Below are 16,029 nucleotides of genomic sequence, written 5' to 3'. Positions count from 1 at the left end.
CGTCCGATCCATGGAGAAAGGCAAAGCCAATCCTTCCTGCATTTGCGGGAGTGGCTTTGTGCGCCCTTTCCTCCCGATCGGTCACAGCCGCGGGCCGCTTGAAAGGGAGAACGGTGATGCGGATCGTGATGACCGGGTCGGGCTATGTCGGGCTGGTTTCTGGCGCTTGCCTCGCAGATTTTGGCCATGATGTCATTTGCGTGGACAAGGACGCGTCGAAGATTGCGGTTCTGCATGATGGCGGCGTGCCTATCTATGAGCCTGGCCTTGCTGACCTTATTGCGCGCAATGTGAAGGGAGGGCGGCTGACCTTCACCACCGATCTGGCTGCGTCGGTCGCGCAGGCGGACGTCGTCTTCATCGCGGTCGGCACGCCCGCCCGCCGTGGCGACGGCCATGCCGACTTGAGCTATGTCTATGACGCGGCGCAGGAGATCGCCTCGGCCCTCACCGGCTTTACTGTCGTCGTGACGAAATCCACCGTCCCTGTTGGCACCGGCGACGAGGTTGACAGGATCATCCGGGAAACTAATCCAGCTGCGCAGTTCGCTGTCGCCTCCAATCCCGAATTTTTGCGAGAGGGCGCCGCGATACAGGATTTCAAACGCCCCGACCGGATCGTCATCGGCATAGAGGATGACCGCGCTCGTCCCGTGATGGAGGAAGTCTATCGCCCGCTATATCTGAATCAAGCGCCAATCCAGTTTACTGGTCGCCGCACAAGCGAGTTGATAAAATATGCCGCCAACGCCTTCTTGGCCATGAAGATCACCTACATTAACGAGATCGCCGAATTGTGCGAGCATGTGGGTGCCGACGTCCAGCAGGTTGCGCGCGGCATCGGGCTCGACAATCGCATCGGCAGCAAGTTCCTGCACGCCGGACCAGGCTATGGCGGCTCCTGCTTCCCCAAGGACACCTTGGCCTTGGTCAAGACTGCGGAAGACGCAGGCGCACCGATCCGGCTTATCGAGACTACCGTCGCGATCAACGAAAGCCGCAAGCGCGCGATGGCGCGCAAGGTCGTTGCCGTGTGCAACGGCTCCGTCAGGGGCAAGAACATTGCGGTGCTGGGCCTTACCTTCAAACCCAACACGGACGACATGCGCGACGCGCCGTCGCTTTCAATTATCCAGGCTCTGCAGGATAGCGGCGCACAGGTGCGCGCCTATGACCCGGAAGGGATGGATGCCGCGCGAGCGATGCTGCGCGACGTCGATTTCTGCGCCAGTCCCTATGAAGCAGCACAGGGCGCGGCAGCGGTCGTGATCGTTACTGAATGGGATGCGCTGCGGGCTCTCGACCTGCCGCGTCTGCGCTCAGTGATGAGCGGTGAGGGGTTAGTCGATCTTCGCAACATCTATCGTCCCGAAGACGCCGAAGCGGCCGGCTTTGCTTATGTGAGCGTTGGACGCGGCGCGACACCAGAGCCTGAACCCTTGGTCCAGGCGGCGGAGTGAGTTCTAATAGCGGCTCGTCGCAAAAGCTCCGGCTTTGCGATGAGCCGTGCTTGACCAGAAGTTTATGTTAACCTTCCTATAGGACCCTAAGGGGGCTTAATAGCGGGGGTTGCAAAAATGAATATCAGGCTGACCGGCTCCATGGTTGGAGCCGGATTATCTCTTCTTTTCGTCATGGCGGCGGGAGCCGCGACAATTCTGTCGAGCGGATCGACATCAACAGGAACATCGACCGGCTCGGCAAAGACTCTGCTGAGTGGCAGCAATGCAGCAGCGACTTTGTCCACAACTACGTCGCTAACCAGCACGACTTCAACGATCACATCGAGCTTTTCGACATTTGATTTCGAAGGCGGTACGAAGCTGCCGGAAAAGGCGACGCTGTCACTCGGTAACGCCACTTTCCGTCCCGGCAGCGGTACAGCTTATGTCCCGGTGACGCTTGACCGTCCGACGCCCAACACAGTGATCGCGCGGATCATCACCGTGAACGGATCGGGCACCTTGCGGGCGCTGTCCGGCTATAATTACCAGACGGTCGATACCGTCGTAATCTTCCGCCCGGGCGATCCGCTCGTTCAGACGGTTGAGGTGCCGATCATCAGCGCCGCCGAAGGTCAACAGTTCCAGCTCAAGCTACGCGAAGCGCCATGGGGTGGTCTGCAAGGGCAATCGCTTGCGACCATCACTGCAACGGGCAGCGTTGCGCCGACGGCCAAGGCCACCGGCACGTTCCGTCAGCCACGCAGCTTTGCCGCCACTGGCACGCTCCAGTTCGAGTTGAACAAGGAGACGCACAAGCGTTCGCCCGATGGCGGTTGGGACCGTTGGGCGACCTCCTTGTCGCACGGCCGAACTCAGACCGCCAATGGCGAAACCGGCCTATATCTAGACTCCACACTTTTCGCGGGCGTCGAGGGGCCAGTTTATTGGGGCACACAGGGGCTGGTTCTGCACAGCCAAAAGCTGAAGACGCCCATCTATTATGAAGGGCAAAGCTGGTATTATGGCGCGTCGGTGCTGGACGGCCGCAATTTCCTGGCCGCGCAGATCGGCTATGGCCAATATGAGTGGGAGGCCAAGATGCCTAACCGCAGGGGGTCATGGCCTGCTTTCTGGCTGATCTCGACAAGCGGCTGGCCGCCCGAAATCGATATCTACGAAGGCTTTGGCTATCAAAGCTATTGGGACTTCGACCGTCATATCGGGCAAACGATCCACGGCGGCTCAGGCGGCGTGCGCAGCTTCCAGCGCGGCGTGACGATTCAAACAGAGCAGGCCTATGGCCTCAAGGGCTATTCCCAGGACTTCCACCGTTTTGCCGTGGATATTCAGCGGGACTATATCACCTGGTTCGTCGATGGAGTGGAGACCTATCAGTCGGTCAACCCGTTCCAGGGGCATCGCTGGTATCCCATCATGGACGTGGCGGTGAAAACCAGCAGCGCCTATGATGATGGTTCAGGCGATATGATCATCAAGAGCTTCCGTATCTACAACGCGCCATAATGGCTGTAGGCGCCGCCTGACAGGGCATAGAGGCGCCCCCAGCATTTGATCCACTGCCCGGCTATGTCCACGTGGCGTGCGCCGGGCAGAAGGAGCGCTGGAAGCCCTGCGGTCCGGATCGTCAGAACGCCTAAAGTCCGGCCCAGCAATATCATTTGCCCCACGCGTCCGGGCCGCTCCTTACGCCGCGCGAGAGTCTCGGTGAAGCCGATCCGCCACATGCGCTTCAACACCCATGAAAGCTTCGCCCGCTCGGCCGACACCCATTCGCTCACCTGTGCGTGAGGAGCCCAAGCGAAACGCGCGCCAGCTTCCTGGAGACGCGCCAAGAAGTCCAGATCCTCGCCTCCACTCCGGTTGAAACGCATGTCGAACCAAGGCTCCTTGATTAGCCCTAGCGCTCTACGGCTCACCAGCAGGTTGTTGCTCGCCCACAGCATGCCGGTCGCACCCCAGGCGCGCTGCTCCGGCCGGAATACCAGCGACTGGCGTGCCCAGCGCGGCGGCTTGCCGGTGAAATGAAAATCGACCGGCCCCGCGACTACGTCCGCGGCAACCTGAGCCTGACAGGTGAGCAGCGCGTCCAGCCATCCAGGCTGCGGCCATTCATCATCGTCGATCATCGCGATAAAGCGCATCATCGGGTCGGCCATGGCTGCCGCGCAAATAGCGTTGCGCACGGCGCAGAGGCCCGGCTCCGGCACGAGGAGCAGCGTGATGGGAAGGGGATAGCCTTCCTGCTTTAGCGCTTCTACCACAACCGCGCCCTGCTGCGCCTCGCCGTCATTGTCGGCCACCAGCAGCATGACGTCCCGCCTGTCCACTACGGTCGCCAGTGTCTCCAGCAGGTGGCGCAGTTCGACAGGCCGTCTGAAAGTCGGGATCGCGATCCAGATCGCTTTGCCAGCGGTCATGGGGCGGCCGCCTCGATGGGGCGGGGGCGCTCTGGCCTGCCGCGCTGCAGCCATTTGATCAACCGATGTCCGCGCACCTCGATCAGCAGATAGCTGACCCAGCAGATCAGCCAGGTCGCTGCCACCATCCCGCCGACGAACAGCCAATCGAAGCCGATTATCCCATGCCGCTGCGCCACATTCATGGTCCGTGCGGCGACATCGCGAACCAACGGATGCCAAAGATAAATGGAATAGCTGATCAGCCCGAGATGGAAGCTTAGCGGATTAGCCATTACCGACCGCGCCGCCGGGCCGTCATAATAGCAGCTCAATACCAAGGCAGGCATCAGGCAAACCACCAGGACGTCGGCGCGGGGCAACAGCAGCGCCAGCGCAATGAGGCCGCAGACCAGAGCGAAGCCGCTGGGCCTATCGATCAGCGCTTTGCACCACGGCTTCTCGGCGACGCGGAAGGTCAGCACGCCAAGGGAAAAGCCCGCAAGGCAGCGCAGCAGCGTCAACACGCTATCGCTGTCATTTACGTCGAGTGGACCGCTGGAACCCATTCCTGACGAAGCCACCAGTACCAGCAATCCGACACACAGGGCTGCCTGCGCCCAGGCCCAGCGTGAGAAAGCAATAATCGCAATTAACGGGTATATAAGGTAAGCTGCGACTTCCGTACTTACCGACCAACTGTTGCCTGCGATGGGCTGCGTGCCCCACCCCCAGCTCTGCACCATAAAGAGGTTGGCGAAGATATTGGCAGGCGTCAGATCAATCGACTGGCTGCCAGATATATTGAGCAGGATGCGCAGCCCGAAGACCAGTGTCACGATCAGGTGCAGCGGCCACACTCGGGCCATGCGGTTGATGAGGAAGTCGATATAACTCGACGCGCCCAAATGATTCAGCACTCGATCGTGATAGCCATAGGAAATCACGAAGCCGCTGAGAATGAAGAAGAGGTCCACCGCCAGATAAGCCCGGGAGAATAGCGGGATGGCGAACCCGGCAAAGGCTGGCTGATGCGGGATATGATAGAGGAGCACTGAAACGGCCGCGACCCCGCGCAGTCCGGTGAGTGAGGCAACCCTCATACGCTGCGCCTCCCCACGGCAGGCGCTGCATCGAAGGCGGCGGCGATCGCATCCCATAGCGGTTTGCGGCCCATCCTGGCGTCCAGCGGCAGGCCACGCGACAGCTGCCCGTCAGGCCATTTATATTCCGGGAAATTGGACAGCCAGGAATAACGGTCGGACAGGCCCCAGCAGAGGACCGATCCCATCGCGGGATTGTCCAGCGAAACATCCAGGAACGCCTTGGCGATGGACGCGACTTCCCGATCGCGTTTTTCCGGGCTCGGCGGACCACCCCGGTCAGCAATGTCGAATTCGGTGATAGATAGTTTTAGCCCATAGCCGCTCAACGTGCGCAGGAAGTCGGCGAACTGCCGCTCGCTGAACCGCTCCTTATAGGGCTTCAGATGCCCCTGAATGCCGACGGCATCGATCGGCACTCCCCGCCCGAGAAGCCGGTCTAGCAGCTTTAGCAATGCCGTCCGCCGCCGCTCGCAACGCGGTGAGTCATGTTCCAGTCCGAAGTCGGTCAGGAATAAAGTCGCCCGCCCGTCTGTCTCTCGTGCTGTGTGAAATGCCGTGTCGATATAATGTTCGCCCAGCGCCTTCATCCACATGCTATCCATCCGCATGCCGTCTGCACGCCCTTGATTGGGCTCGATGGCCTCATTGACCACGTCCCACTCGCTTATCCGCCCGGCGTAGCGGCGCATCGCCACGTCGATGTAGCTGGTCATCAACCGCTGCCGTTCCCGGCCGCTCGCGCTTTTCAGTGCGGGCTCCAGCCAAGGGGGATTTGCAGCGTACCAGACGAGCGCATGGCCCCGCGCGCGCATGCCATGGTCTTGCGCGAAATCGATGATCTGGTCTGCGCCGCTGAAATCATATTTGCCCTGCTTCGGCTCGGTCGTGCCGCGCTTCAGTTCATACTCCTGCACGACCACATCGCATTCGCGCGCAACCGCCGCTCGAAAGCCTGTATCTTCGCGTAGGAGGCGCGACTTGACCGCTGCGCCGAAATGGCGGCCGGACCGGCGTGCATGCTGGGCCAGGCCGTAGCGCGAAACGCTGCGCGCGACGCCCGGGGGGAGGGGGGAACAGGCGGCCAGCGCGGCAGCGCCTGCAAGAAAGTCGCGCCGCTTCACAGCCTTTGCCTCCGTCCGACGAACATCCGGGTAAAATCGATCCACCGATCGCAGATGCGGCGGTACACAGCGTCTGGGAGGATGATCTGCATCAGAACCGCGCCCGCCAGCCTCGGCCCATAGGCCCCGCGAAGCAACGCCCCCAAATAGTAGCGGATCGCCCGGCTGCGGCTGGTAGGCCAGATGCTCTTTGCCGCGTGCCAACCCATGTATCCGGAAAAGGCGCGGGGCGAGATATGGGGTCGCAGGTCAGCGAGCCACGTCAAGCTCCCAATATTGCCCCGGACTTGTGACAGCCGGTCTTGCGCCTGCCTGTCCGCCCAGATCGTGCCGGGCCGGTCTGCCATGATGAAACGCGCGCCTGCCAAGGACAGGCGCAGCGCGAAGTCGGTATCGTCGCCGAACTTCACATCTTCCCGATAACGCACCTTTTCCGCGAGCGAGCGGCGAAGCGCTACGCTGCTCGTCTGGATGAATCCGCGATCACACATCAGATAACGATCGACCCTTTCATGTCGGGCGATCGCGCGCGGAGGCTTTAGGAAATTGCGCCCACCGCCCCGATCTGCCAGCACCTGGCCATAGGCTACCACCTCATCGCCCTCCTCCAGCAACGGCAACAGGTCGGCGAGGTGGTGTGGCAGGAAACGATCGTCGCAATCTAGAAAGGCTATATAGCGGCCCCGTGCGTGATCGATCCCTGCGTTTCGTGCTGCAGAGGCGCCCCTGTTCTGCTGGACGATGATGGTGAGACGCGGGTCCTTGATCGCCCGCAGCGCTATCTCCGTGCCGTCTGTCGATCCATCAATGACGACGATGACCTCAATGACTGCGATGCTTTGCTCCAAGGCGGAAAGCACGGCGGCGACTACAGCATCTCGCCGTTGGTAGGTTGGTATGACGATGGAAAAGATCGGTTGGGCGACGGCAGCTTGCAACTGCGATGGGGGTTGCCATGCGCTCATCACGACCGCGCCCCGCCATGGGCCGCTTCGCCCTTTCCAAAGCGCAATACGAAGCCGTTTACCAGTGAGCGATAGAGGGGCTTGGGCAGATAGGATCGCAGTACCTGCCGCGCGACCACCCTTGGCGGCACTCCACCTGCGAACAGCCCCACGATCAGGTCGCGCAACGCCATCACCGGCCGGATCGGCGCCATATGATAGGCCAGGACCGTGGCGCGATAGCCCCGCCGCGCCCGGTCTGTCAGCATATGGCCGCAGCGGTCGAGCCAGTCGAGCGAGGTTTCATAACCCCGAACATAGGAAGTGCGGCCCGCTTCGGTCGCGTCCAACCAGACCGTCAGCGGCTGTTCGATCATCCGAAATCGCGCGCCTGCGCCTTGCAATCGCACGCAAAAGTCCAGGTCCTGTCCCTTCTTCAGCGCCGGGTCGAACAGCACCTTGCGCGCCAGTCCGGCGGGCACGACCATGGTCGATGTTTGCATGAACTGGTTCGCGCAAAACAGATATTCACCGACGTCCTCGCCGTCGCGAATACCGCGATCCGGCCTGATCCAATATCGATCGACGCCTCGATCCACCTTCATCCGCGAATACAATACTGTCCGGCCATCATCATCGGCCAGCGCCTTGGCCATGATGGACAGCTTGCCCGGCAGGAACAGATCATCGGAATCTAGGAATGCAATGTATCGCCCCCGTGCCTCCTCGATCCCATGATTGCGGGCAGCGCCGCCGCCCGCATTGTCCTGTCGGATATAGCGCACACGGGGGTCGCCGATGGCATCGATCACCGGCGCGGGATTGTCCCGCGATCCATCATCGATGACGACGATTTCGAAGTCCTGCCAGTCCTGCGTCTGTACCGACCGGATCGTGTCGCCCACTATATCGGCTCGGTTGTACAGGGGAATGACGACGGAAAAGAAGGGGGCTGCATCTGTCATGCGCCATGCACCTTTCGATATTCTTCATATTGAAATCCTGCGATCCCGGCGATCTTGCCCGCCGCGCGATAGAGCTTGCCGAGCCTCACGACCCGCTTCCCCCGGTCCAGCGTCGCCGCCGCGCCGACCGTGCCGACAACGAACCCCGCCGCTATACGCGGTGCTTCGCCCACCAAGGTCCGCAGCCGCCCCTTGTGGAACCGCTCCACCATCATATCGGTCATGCCCAGTCGATAGCCGCGCATCAGCAGCCATTTGGCCGTCACGCGGCTCGCCGGGATCAACTCGGTTACCAGCGCGTCCTCGGCCCATGCGAAGCGGAAACCCTTGCGCACCATCCGGCTGAACAATTGCTTGTCCGACCCGCCGGTAAGCGCCATGCGCTCGTCAAAGGGCCGCTCGCCCATTTGGCGCAATGCGCTGGCGGAGATCAGCACATTGGCCGTGCTGTCCACCAACTTGACCGGCCCCGACTTGCCGCGCTTTTTTGCCTGCAGCAGCGGATGCCGCGCTGCCCACGGCGCCAAATGACTGTCCATCTCCCGCGCCACTGCGCCACCAACGACATCGGCATTCCACCGCTCCGCCGCTTCAACCATGGCGTCAATCCAGTTGCGCGAAGCAGCCTCATCATCGTCGAGCATCGCGATATGGCTGATCCCCGGCCGTGCCAAGGCCTCCGCCACCAGCGCATTACGCACCAGCGGTATGCCTCGCTCCGCCACAAGCATGGCCTTCACCGGCCAGCGATAACCTTGCGACGCCAGGCGTTCCACTACGCCCATACCCTCCTGCCGGGCTGCGTCGTTGTCGGCCACCAGCACCTCAAGGCTGTGCCGCGTATCCAGCGTCGCGATCGACTCCAGCGTACGCCGCAGCCCTTGAGGCCGGTTGCACGTAGCGATGCAGATGGTGATCCTAGCCATGGGCCGTCTCCGATGAGGCAAGCTGCCGCCGCTGCCACTGCGGGCGCGGCTTGGCCTTGAAGGTTGCATGGGCGGTCGCAATCGCCGCGAGGAAGATTACCCAGACCTGCCGGTCCTTGTCGAAGAAGGAGGTTTCCAGCAGATTCTGATACATAACGAACACCCAGACGGCGAAGGCCGGCACCATCAGATGCTGGTTTTCCTTCGACGATCCCGTGAGGAACCAATAGGCAGGTAGCGCCAGGAAGCTTACCAGCAACATGACCAGACCCAGCGGGCCGGTCGTCACTAAAATCTCCAGGTAGCCGTCATGCGAATGTGCGGTCAGCATCTGGAATTGCTGATTGAGATAATCATGCGCGGGCGAGTTCGCCCCCACCTGCCAAAAGCCGCCAAAGCCCGCCCCCAGATAAGGGTGATCCGCTAAATAATCGAACACCACTCGCCAGATCGAAACGCGCCCGGTGAAGCTGGTGGGATCGGCGAACAGCCGCTCGATAGTGGGCTGATAGGCGATGTAGAGTGCCAGAAACCCGACCATGCCAAAGCCCAGCATCAGCAGCAGGATCGCCCGTTTCTGCGTATTGTCGCTGAGCGCGCGATAAATGTTGCTGATCGCCAGCATGCCCACGCACAGCGCGAGCGACGTCTTGCTCTTCGTCCCGATCACGAAGACGAATGCCATGATCGCGAACAGCGCATAATACCATTTGCGTCGGTCGATCCACGCATTGCCGCAAACAATGAAGGTCAGCGCCATCACCGCGCCTGCAATATTCTTGTGGAAGAAGAAGCCGCGCCACGCCCCGATCAGCGCCTTGTCGCTCTCTGTCGATGGATGCACCGCTGCCGGGGTCAGGGGCAGGGAGACCCAGCAAATTATCAGCGATGCGATCAGCGCCCATCGCAGCGCCGTGAACAGTCGCTCCGGACCCATCAGAGCCAGCGCGCAAAAGGTGATGTAGATCACGATGAACTGCTGCATCACCCGCTTGAACGACACGAAGGGATCGACGCCCCAGCTGCAGGTGATCAGGAACCAGACCAGCATGATCGCCAGCGGCCAGAAGGTGAAACGATATTTCAGCGGATGCTTGCGCAGCATCTGCACCGCCGTCAGCAGCAGCGCGAAGCCGATGAACAGGGCCTGTTTAAAAAGGTCGGACCCGTCATTATCCGCCGCCATCGCCACCAGTTCATCCTGCGTGCGCGACGCGAAAGGCTGCTGGCCGATGAAGACCATCATCAGGAAAACGAAGTAGAAGACCTGTGTGACGACGACCATCCGGCTCTCCTTCGAGGCCGGAGCGGAGACGATAGAGGGCGCATGGCCGATACGGTGCCATGTGGACGCCATCAGCGCGCGGCTCCTTGCTCTGCACGCCATTTCCGGTCGAGCTGCCAGATGCCGAGCATCATCACCAACTGCGACAGGACCACGCCGGCGATGGAGAAGATCGGCGCTGCTGCCAAGGTCAGAAGTGTCACCGCGACGATCCCGAGGCCGCAACTGCGTAGGCTCTGGTTCGCCAGCGGCCGGAAGGCTTTGCGTGCCTGCGTCATCACGCTCATCGGCGTCTGCACGCACTGGACGAGCGAGAGCAGCGCGCAGAGGCCCACCGCAGTGGCGACCAGTTCATGATCGAGCGTCGGCTTCAGGATCAACTGTGGAAAGCCGAACAGCACCAGCGCAGCAACGATGCAGGTCGCCGCCCATAGGAAGACCAATGCGCCCATAAAGATGCGCTCCGACTTGATCGCTCCATCATGATCGCCGCTGGCCACCGCACGCGTCATACGCGGCCGCTCCAACTGGGTTAGGGCTGTGATGCACACATTCACCGGGCGGAAGAACAGCATACCCACGGCTACCGGAGCAAAGGCGGCGGGCCCGGCGAGCAAGGTCACTATGTAGCTGTGCGCGTTGGAGGTTGCCTCGGTCGAGAGCACGCCAACCAGCGTCCAGGCGGATTGCTCGCGCCACACTGGCTGGTAGTTGTTTAAGGCCCTGACTGGCCCGATCGCGACATGCCGCCGCACATAGGCAAAACCAAAGGGCAGCAGCCCGATGATGCTCGCTGCGACCAAAATTCCGCCGATGCTCGCCAGATCGGCGCCCGTTCGGCTCGCGATCAGTAGCGCGACCAGGATTGTCGCCGCATAGGCGAGGTCCGAACGTGCGGCGCTAGCAGGTTTGTGATGCGCATAGGCATTGGACCGCCCGAACCAGCGCACCAGCGACAGCGTCCCCGCCAACCCAAACATCGCGGCCGCTGCTGGCGATGCCGTTGCCCAGGCTATTCCCGCACAGATTACCCCCTGGCTCAGCGCCAGCAGCAGGTTCACCGGGAAGAAGAAGTCAAACGACTTGCCGTCCGCCTCGTCGCCTTGATTGACCGCGATCGTATAAGGCGTTGAAACCAGCGCGTTGGACAGGCTGTAGCCGAACTGGATGATCACCAGGAGAAAGGCCAGCGTCCCGATTGCGGCCGTGCCCAGATGATGGATCGAAAACAATTGCACGCCCAGATGGCTGACCGACACGATCGCTGATGACAGGCTGGCCAGGCCGAAGCGCCCGAACAGGCTGCCAAGGCTTTTGATGCGCCCTGCCAACGCCGCACCATCAGCCATGGCGATGTTTCCAAATCAGCCACAAGGCGTGCGGATTGGTGGTGATGTAGCGCCAGGCAAGCTGCTTGGGCCGTGTGACCATCCGATGCAGCCACTCCAACCCAGCCTTCTGCATCCACAGCGGTGCGCGCGGATAATCACCCGTCACATAGTTGAAGAGCCCGCCGCATGTAACGATCCACCCGGCTTTGATCCGGTCGCGATGGCGCACGCAAAAGGCTTGTTCGCGCGGTTTGCCCGTACCTACCCAAAGCACATCGGGCGAAGTTGCGTTTATCTCCGCGATCAGTGCCTCTTCCTCTTCACGGGACCAGAAGCCATTGCGTCGCCCAGCCAGTTCCAGTCCCGGCGTTGCCTCGATGATCCGGCGCGCGCATTCGGCGTTCACCTTCTCCTCGCCGCCCAGCAGAAAGTAGCGGACACCATGCTCAGCCGCCCGGCCGAGGCTGTCTATGAACATGTCGGTAGTGCTCGACCGGTCCGCGATCGGCGTGGTGCTGAACCACCGGGACGCCAGCACGATAATCTGGCCATCAGCATGGATGAGATCCGCCTGCGCCAGATCCGCCCGGAACGCTGCGTCGCTGGCGTTCATGGACAGCCCTTGGCCGTTGCAATCGAACACCAGCAAAGCCGGTTCCTGCTGCATCCGTCGCAGCGGCGCATCCCGCACCATCTTGTTGATCAACGCGTCGAGAGAGAGGGTGGAAACCGGCACCCCTCCCACCATCACGCTTTTCTCTTGCCCTTCCGACGAAGGAAAGGGCTGGCGCAGCGCCTGCTCGGTATTCATGCAATCACCGTCCCGGCGATCGGCACGCCCTGACGATCCAGATCGTCGATGATGCGCCGCATGTCGGCGATCACTGTGCCACCCCGTCGCGCAACGATAGCGACTGCATCAAACCCCGCGAGGATGCTGCCGAAAGGGGTTTGTTCGCCCTTGCGCTCGGCAAGGTAGAACAGCATCGACGTTTCCTTCAGGCCCCAGCCATTGGCCGTTTCCGCCAGCGGCCCGCGCGTGATCATGCTCGACGCGCTGCCCGAGGCCCGGCCTGCTGTCATCAACCACAGCCCTTCGATCGCGGTCTTGGCGGCGGGAAGCAGGGCAGCGCTGCCCATCAACTGTTCGGCCAGGCCCGACTTGTTGGCAACGCGGAACAGGCGGTCGAGCGATGGATTGCCCATATCGACATCGATCAGCATCGTCGGACCGTCCATCTGCGCCAGCACTACTGCCAGGTTGGCGGCCATGGTCGCCGCCTCATCCCCCCCATCGACCGACAATACCGCCAGCCGTAGAGAGGAAGGATCGCCAGCCTTGGACGCAGCCTTCAGCTTCGCCCGGACTGTCCGTATTTTGGCCGCATAGGGGCTCGTAGGGTCAAAGGCGGCGACAACCAGCGGGTCGATCCGCTGATCCCCGGCGGGTAGCAGTGAGAAGCCACCTGCCAGCGCCGCCAACAGTCCAGCGGCCTCGCTGTCCAGCATCCCCAGTTCGACCGCCGCTTCATGGAAGGGAAGGCCCTGCGTCCGCGAATGTACATCGACCCGATTCACATCGGATTCCGCCAGGAACCCATGATCGACAGCCAGCTTGGCAAAGCTGTGATTGTCCCGCACGCGGGGGCGCAGGGCGGCGGTCCCGCCGCCGCCCGGCATCATATGAGGTGGGGCGCCTGCCGTGGAACGCAGTCTCATGCGGCCTCCTGCTGTTTGAAGAACCAGCCGCCCGCAACCGGGACCGGCACCAACTCGGTAATCACTTCGACTTCCGTCGCGCGCGCCACGCCAGCAGCGGAGCGAACGCGCGGCTTTAGTATCTCGGCGATGATGACAGCCGCCACTCCGCCGACCAGGCCCAGCGCAACGCCCGCGATCAACCACAGCATCAGGTTGGGCTTGGCAGGCAGAAGGGGCACGCTCGCCTCATCCAGCGGGCTGGCATTGGGCTGGGAGATTTGGCTTTTCAGGGTCGCTTCGTTGAAACGCTGGCGGACCGTGTCATAGGTTTGCCGCGCCGCATCGACATCCCGCTGGAGCACCATCAGTTGATCCTGCACTTCGGACATGCGGATCATTCGGTCTTCCTGGCCGGCCATGTTCGATTTGAGGTCGCCTTCGCGGCGGTTGGCGGCGACGCTGTTCGCGCTGACGGCGCCCGCTTGGCTCGAACGGGCGGAAGCCAGCTTGGACTGAAGCTCCGACAGCAGTGCATTTGCGGCGGTCATGGAAGGGTGATTGGGGCCCAATGTCTTCGACAGTTCGGAAACCTTGGCTGACTGGGTCGCCACCTGCTCTTGCAGGTTCTGCACGATCAGCGAACCTTCAATGTCGGATACCGCGCCCGCACCAGCCTTGCCCCGCGCTGCGGCGGCTTCCGCCTGCGCCTGCGTCAGCTGATAGGACATGTTCTTCAGCTTCTCGGCCTCAAGGTCCATGCGGTTGATGCCGATGATGTCATGCGCCCGCTGGAAGTCGGACAGACGCCTCTGCGCCAGTTCGTAGCGGCGACGCACTTCCTGCGTCTGCTCGTCGAACCATTTCGCCGATCCGCGGGCAGGGGAGGCGCGCAGTTCCACCTGTTCGCGCATGTAAGTGGTGGCGATCAGATTGGCGACTTTCGCGGCCACCTGGGGATTGGGATCCAAATATTGAATCTGCAACACGTTGCTCTGTCGCCCGGTGGTGATCGTCGTATTCTTGGCGACCTGTGAGGCTGCGGATTGCAATCGCGCTTCGGCGGGCATGTCGGCAGGCTGCGCGTTAACGAACCCCGCCTGCTTGGCGACCGCGTTCATCACCTTTCCGCTGCGGATGATGTCGGTCTGTGTCCCCAATATGGATTCTGTGTCGGGCTTTGCCCCCTGCGCCGTGTTGGTGTCGGTCGGATCGGTTTGCGACAGATCGAGTAGCAGCGATGCCGTGCCCATATATTGTCGTGGCTGAAGGAAGGCGGTGATGGCGATCGCCAGGAACAATATGCCCCCGATAATCGCGGCCATCCGCCAGCGCGCCTGCACTGCGGACAACAGGTCGATAGGGTTCATGGTCATAGCCCGTCCACTCCCTTCAGCATGGCCCGCATCTCTTCGGCAGGCGTGGGGGCAGGGGGTGCGCTCGGCACCGGCTGCTTCGCCATCAGCAGCAGGAATTGCGGCGCAAGCGTGTCCTCAAACATGAACAACTCGCCGCCCGGCATGGACGTGAGAGCGGGCTCCAGCCGCCGCATCGCCTCAGCCGCCTGACCTTCGTTGATCGATCCGCCGCCCAGCACTTCATGACCAAGCCGCACCAGCCGGTCATAGGAAATCAGCGACATTTGCGATGCAGCCACGCCCGCCAGCGCAATCATGCGCCGGCTCGCATGGGCTTCCCACAGCACGCGCTGAAACAGCGCATGCGTGGCGCCGCTCATTTCGGCCCAATCCTCTAGCGCGGACGCGAGCCCCTGCTCTACATCGGCCAACGTCATGCGGTCCCGTCCGCCTGCCTCGGTCACCAGTGCCGCCTGCATCCCGAACAGCCGGGCATGATAGGGCGACCCCATGGCAGCGCCCGCCAGCGCATCAAGCGCATCGGGATCCAGCCGCAGCTGCGCATTGTCTGCGCAGCTCATCAGCAGTCTTTCCAACTCGGGCTTCGGGATTGGCGCCACCCGTTGAGGTGCGATGTGCCGCCGCAGCGAGGGATGAGCAGCAATCAGTCCATCGACATCTCCCGCAATGCCTACGAGCACCACCTGCACCGGCGAATGAATGTCGGTCAGCAGCTTCAGCAGTGTCGCGACGTCCGACTTCGCCTCGTCGGATCGTACCCGGTCATATTCGTCCAGGATCAGGATAGAACGCTGACGCACGTCTTCCACTAGCAACGCGGCCAAGCGCGTCACGTCCAGAGGCTCATTCATCAGCTTTCGCGCTTTTTCCTGTCCGGCCGCACTCATCGGCAGTTCGGAAAGGAAAGGCCGGAACAGCGAGTCGAAGTCGGCGTCGCCGCTCGCGGATCCGTAAAGCGCAACGCAGCCAGCTTCGTCCGCCAAGTCGCCAAACACCCGCGCGAGCGATGTCTTGCCCGATCCCCGTGTGCCAAAGATGACCGCATGTTTCCGCTGGACGACGATTGCCTCGACCAGCTTTTCCAGTTCGCTGTTGCGCCCGGCCAAGCCGTGGCGATCCGTTACGGGCATCGCCGTGCTGAAAGCGTTGTAGATGGAATCCCGCCGCAGACTGATTGGCTTCAGCGGTGCGGCGATAGCGCCCATCGACAGAGGCCGGGGGCCTTCATCGGCATTCTCTTCTTTCTGGATTGGCCGAAAGCCGGGCGACACGGGCGTGTCGAGCAACAGGGGCTCGGCTGCTGCCATGCGCGGCCCCCCGGCAGAGGCGTCGGAACGGGCGATGTTGCGGCGAAAGGACATGAGCCAGTCCAGCATTCCGCTGGGCCGGTCATTCACGAAGCCATGATCGAT

Annotated in this window: 14 protein-coding genes; 2 read left to right on the top strand and 12 right to left on the bottom strand. The window is 62.0% G+C overall.

Features of this window, described 5'->3' with window-relative positions; genetic code table 11:
- Window positions 1-116: 116 nt before the first annotated feature.
- Window positions 117-1,460, top strand: a complete 1,344-nt coding sequence (locus ACFO3E_RS18340) for a UDP-glucose dehydrogenase family protein (RefSeq protein WP_066523592.1) — start codon at window positions 117-119, stop codon at window positions 1,458-1,460.
- Between the two features lie 117 nt (window positions 1,461-1,577).
- Window positions 1,578-2,969: a glycoside hydrolase family 16 protein gene (locus ACFO3E_RS18335; RefSeq protein ID WP_197486288.1), complete on the top strand. Its 1,392-nt coding sequence runs from the start codon at window positions 1,578-1,580 to the stop codon at window positions 2,967-2,969.
- Here ACFO3E_RS18335 and ACFO3E_RS18330 read toward each other — a convergent pair.
- Genes ACFO3E_RS18330 through ACFO3E_RS18275 form a run of 12 tightly spaced genes read right to left on the bottom strand, consistent with a single transcriptional unit; the run spans window position 2,954 to window position 16,029 of the window.
- Complete coding sequence (locus ACFO3E_RS18330) at window positions 2,954-3,883, bottom strand: glycosyltransferase family 2 protein (protein ID WP_380806913.1); 930 nt, start codon at window positions 3,881-3,883, stop codon at window positions 2,954-2,956. The two genes, ACFO3E_RS18335 and ACFO3E_RS18330, sit on opposite strands and share 16 nt — an antisense overlap.
- Window positions 3,880-4,965, bottom strand: a complete 1,086-nt coding sequence (locus ACFO3E_RS18325; protein ID WP_380806910.1) for an acyltransferase family protein — start codon at window positions 4,963-4,965, stop codon at window positions 3,880-3,882. The genes ACFO3E_RS18330 and ACFO3E_RS18325 overlap by 4 nt, the downstream gene beginning before the upstream one ends.
- Window positions 4,962-6,089, bottom strand: coding sequence for an endo-1,4-beta-xylanase (locus ACFO3E_RS18320; protein WP_066523597.1), 1,128 nt, complete (start codon window positions 6,087-6,089; stop codon window positions 4,962-4,964). The genes ACFO3E_RS18325 and ACFO3E_RS18320 overlap by 4 nt, the downstream gene beginning before the upstream one ends.
- Window positions 6,086-7,054: a glycosyltransferase family 2 protein gene (locus ACFO3E_RS18315; RefSeq protein WP_066523599.1), complete on the bottom strand. Its 969-nt coding sequence runs from the start codon at window positions 7,052-7,054 to the stop codon at window positions 6,086-6,088. The genes ACFO3E_RS18320 and ACFO3E_RS18315 overlap by 4 nt, the downstream gene beginning before the upstream one ends.
- Entirely contained in the window at window positions 7,054-7,998 is a 945-nt protein-coding gene (locus ACFO3E_RS18310; protein WP_066523601.1) for a glycosyltransferase family 2 protein, read from the bottom strand. The genes ACFO3E_RS18315 and ACFO3E_RS18310 overlap by 1 nt, the downstream gene beginning before the upstream one ends.
- Complete coding sequence (locus ACFO3E_RS18305; protein WP_066523603.1) at window positions 7,995-8,924, bottom strand: glycosyltransferase family 2 protein; 930 nt, start codon at window positions 8,922-8,924, stop codon at window positions 7,995-7,997. The genes ACFO3E_RS18310 and ACFO3E_RS18305 overlap by 4 nt, the downstream gene beginning before the upstream one ends.
- Window positions 8,917-10,329, bottom strand: a complete 1,413-nt coding sequence (locus ACFO3E_RS18300) for an O-antigen ligase family protein (protein WP_380807184.1) — start codon at window positions 10,327-10,329, stop codon at window positions 8,917-8,919. The genes ACFO3E_RS18305 and ACFO3E_RS18300 overlap by 8 nt, the downstream gene beginning before the upstream one ends.
- Entirely contained in the window at window positions 10,281-11,558 is a 1,278-nt protein-coding gene (locus ACFO3E_RS18295) for a polysaccharide biosynthesis protein (RefSeq protein ID WP_066523611.1), read from the bottom strand. Before ACFO3E_RS18295 ends, ACFO3E_RS18300 begins: the two co-directional genes overlap by 49 nt.
- On the bottom strand, window positions 11,551-12,351 hold the full coding sequence (locus ACFO3E_RS18290; protein ID WP_066523612.1) for a WecB/TagA/CpsF family glycosyltransferase: 801 nt from the start codon (window positions 12,349-12,351) through the stop codon (window positions 11,551-11,553). The genes ACFO3E_RS18295 and ACFO3E_RS18290 overlap by 8 nt, the downstream gene beginning before the upstream one ends.
- Window positions 12,348-13,259 (bottom strand): P-loop NTPase, encoded by a 912-nt coding sequence (locus tag ACFO3E_RS18285; protein ID WP_066523613.1) that lies wholly within the window; start codon window positions 13,257-13,259, stop codon window positions 12,348-12,350. Before ACFO3E_RS18285 ends, ACFO3E_RS18290 begins: the two co-directional genes overlap by 4 nt.
- Window positions 13,256-14,614, bottom strand: coding sequence for a GNVR domain-containing protein (locus ACFO3E_RS18280; protein ID WP_066523615.1), 1,359 nt, complete (start codon window positions 14,612-14,614; stop codon window positions 13,256-13,258). The genes ACFO3E_RS18285 and ACFO3E_RS18280 overlap by 4 nt, the downstream gene beginning before the upstream one ends.
- The gene (locus ACFO3E_RS18275; protein WP_066528386.1) at window positions 14,611-16,029 is read right to left on the bottom strand and encodes an ATP-binding protein; all 1,419 of its coding nucleotides are present in this window, start codon (window positions 16,027-16,029) and stop codon (window positions 14,611-14,613) included. The genes ACFO3E_RS18280 and ACFO3E_RS18275 overlap by 4 nt, the downstream gene beginning before the upstream one ends.

Source organism: Sphingobium tyrosinilyticum, assembly GCF_042654265.1.
Classification (GTDB): domain Bacteria; phylum Pseudomonadota; class Alphaproteobacteria; order Sphingomonadales; family Sphingomonadaceae; genus Sphingobium; species Sphingobium tyrosinilyticum.
This window is presented reverse-complemented; position numbering and strand designations above follow the sequence as displayed.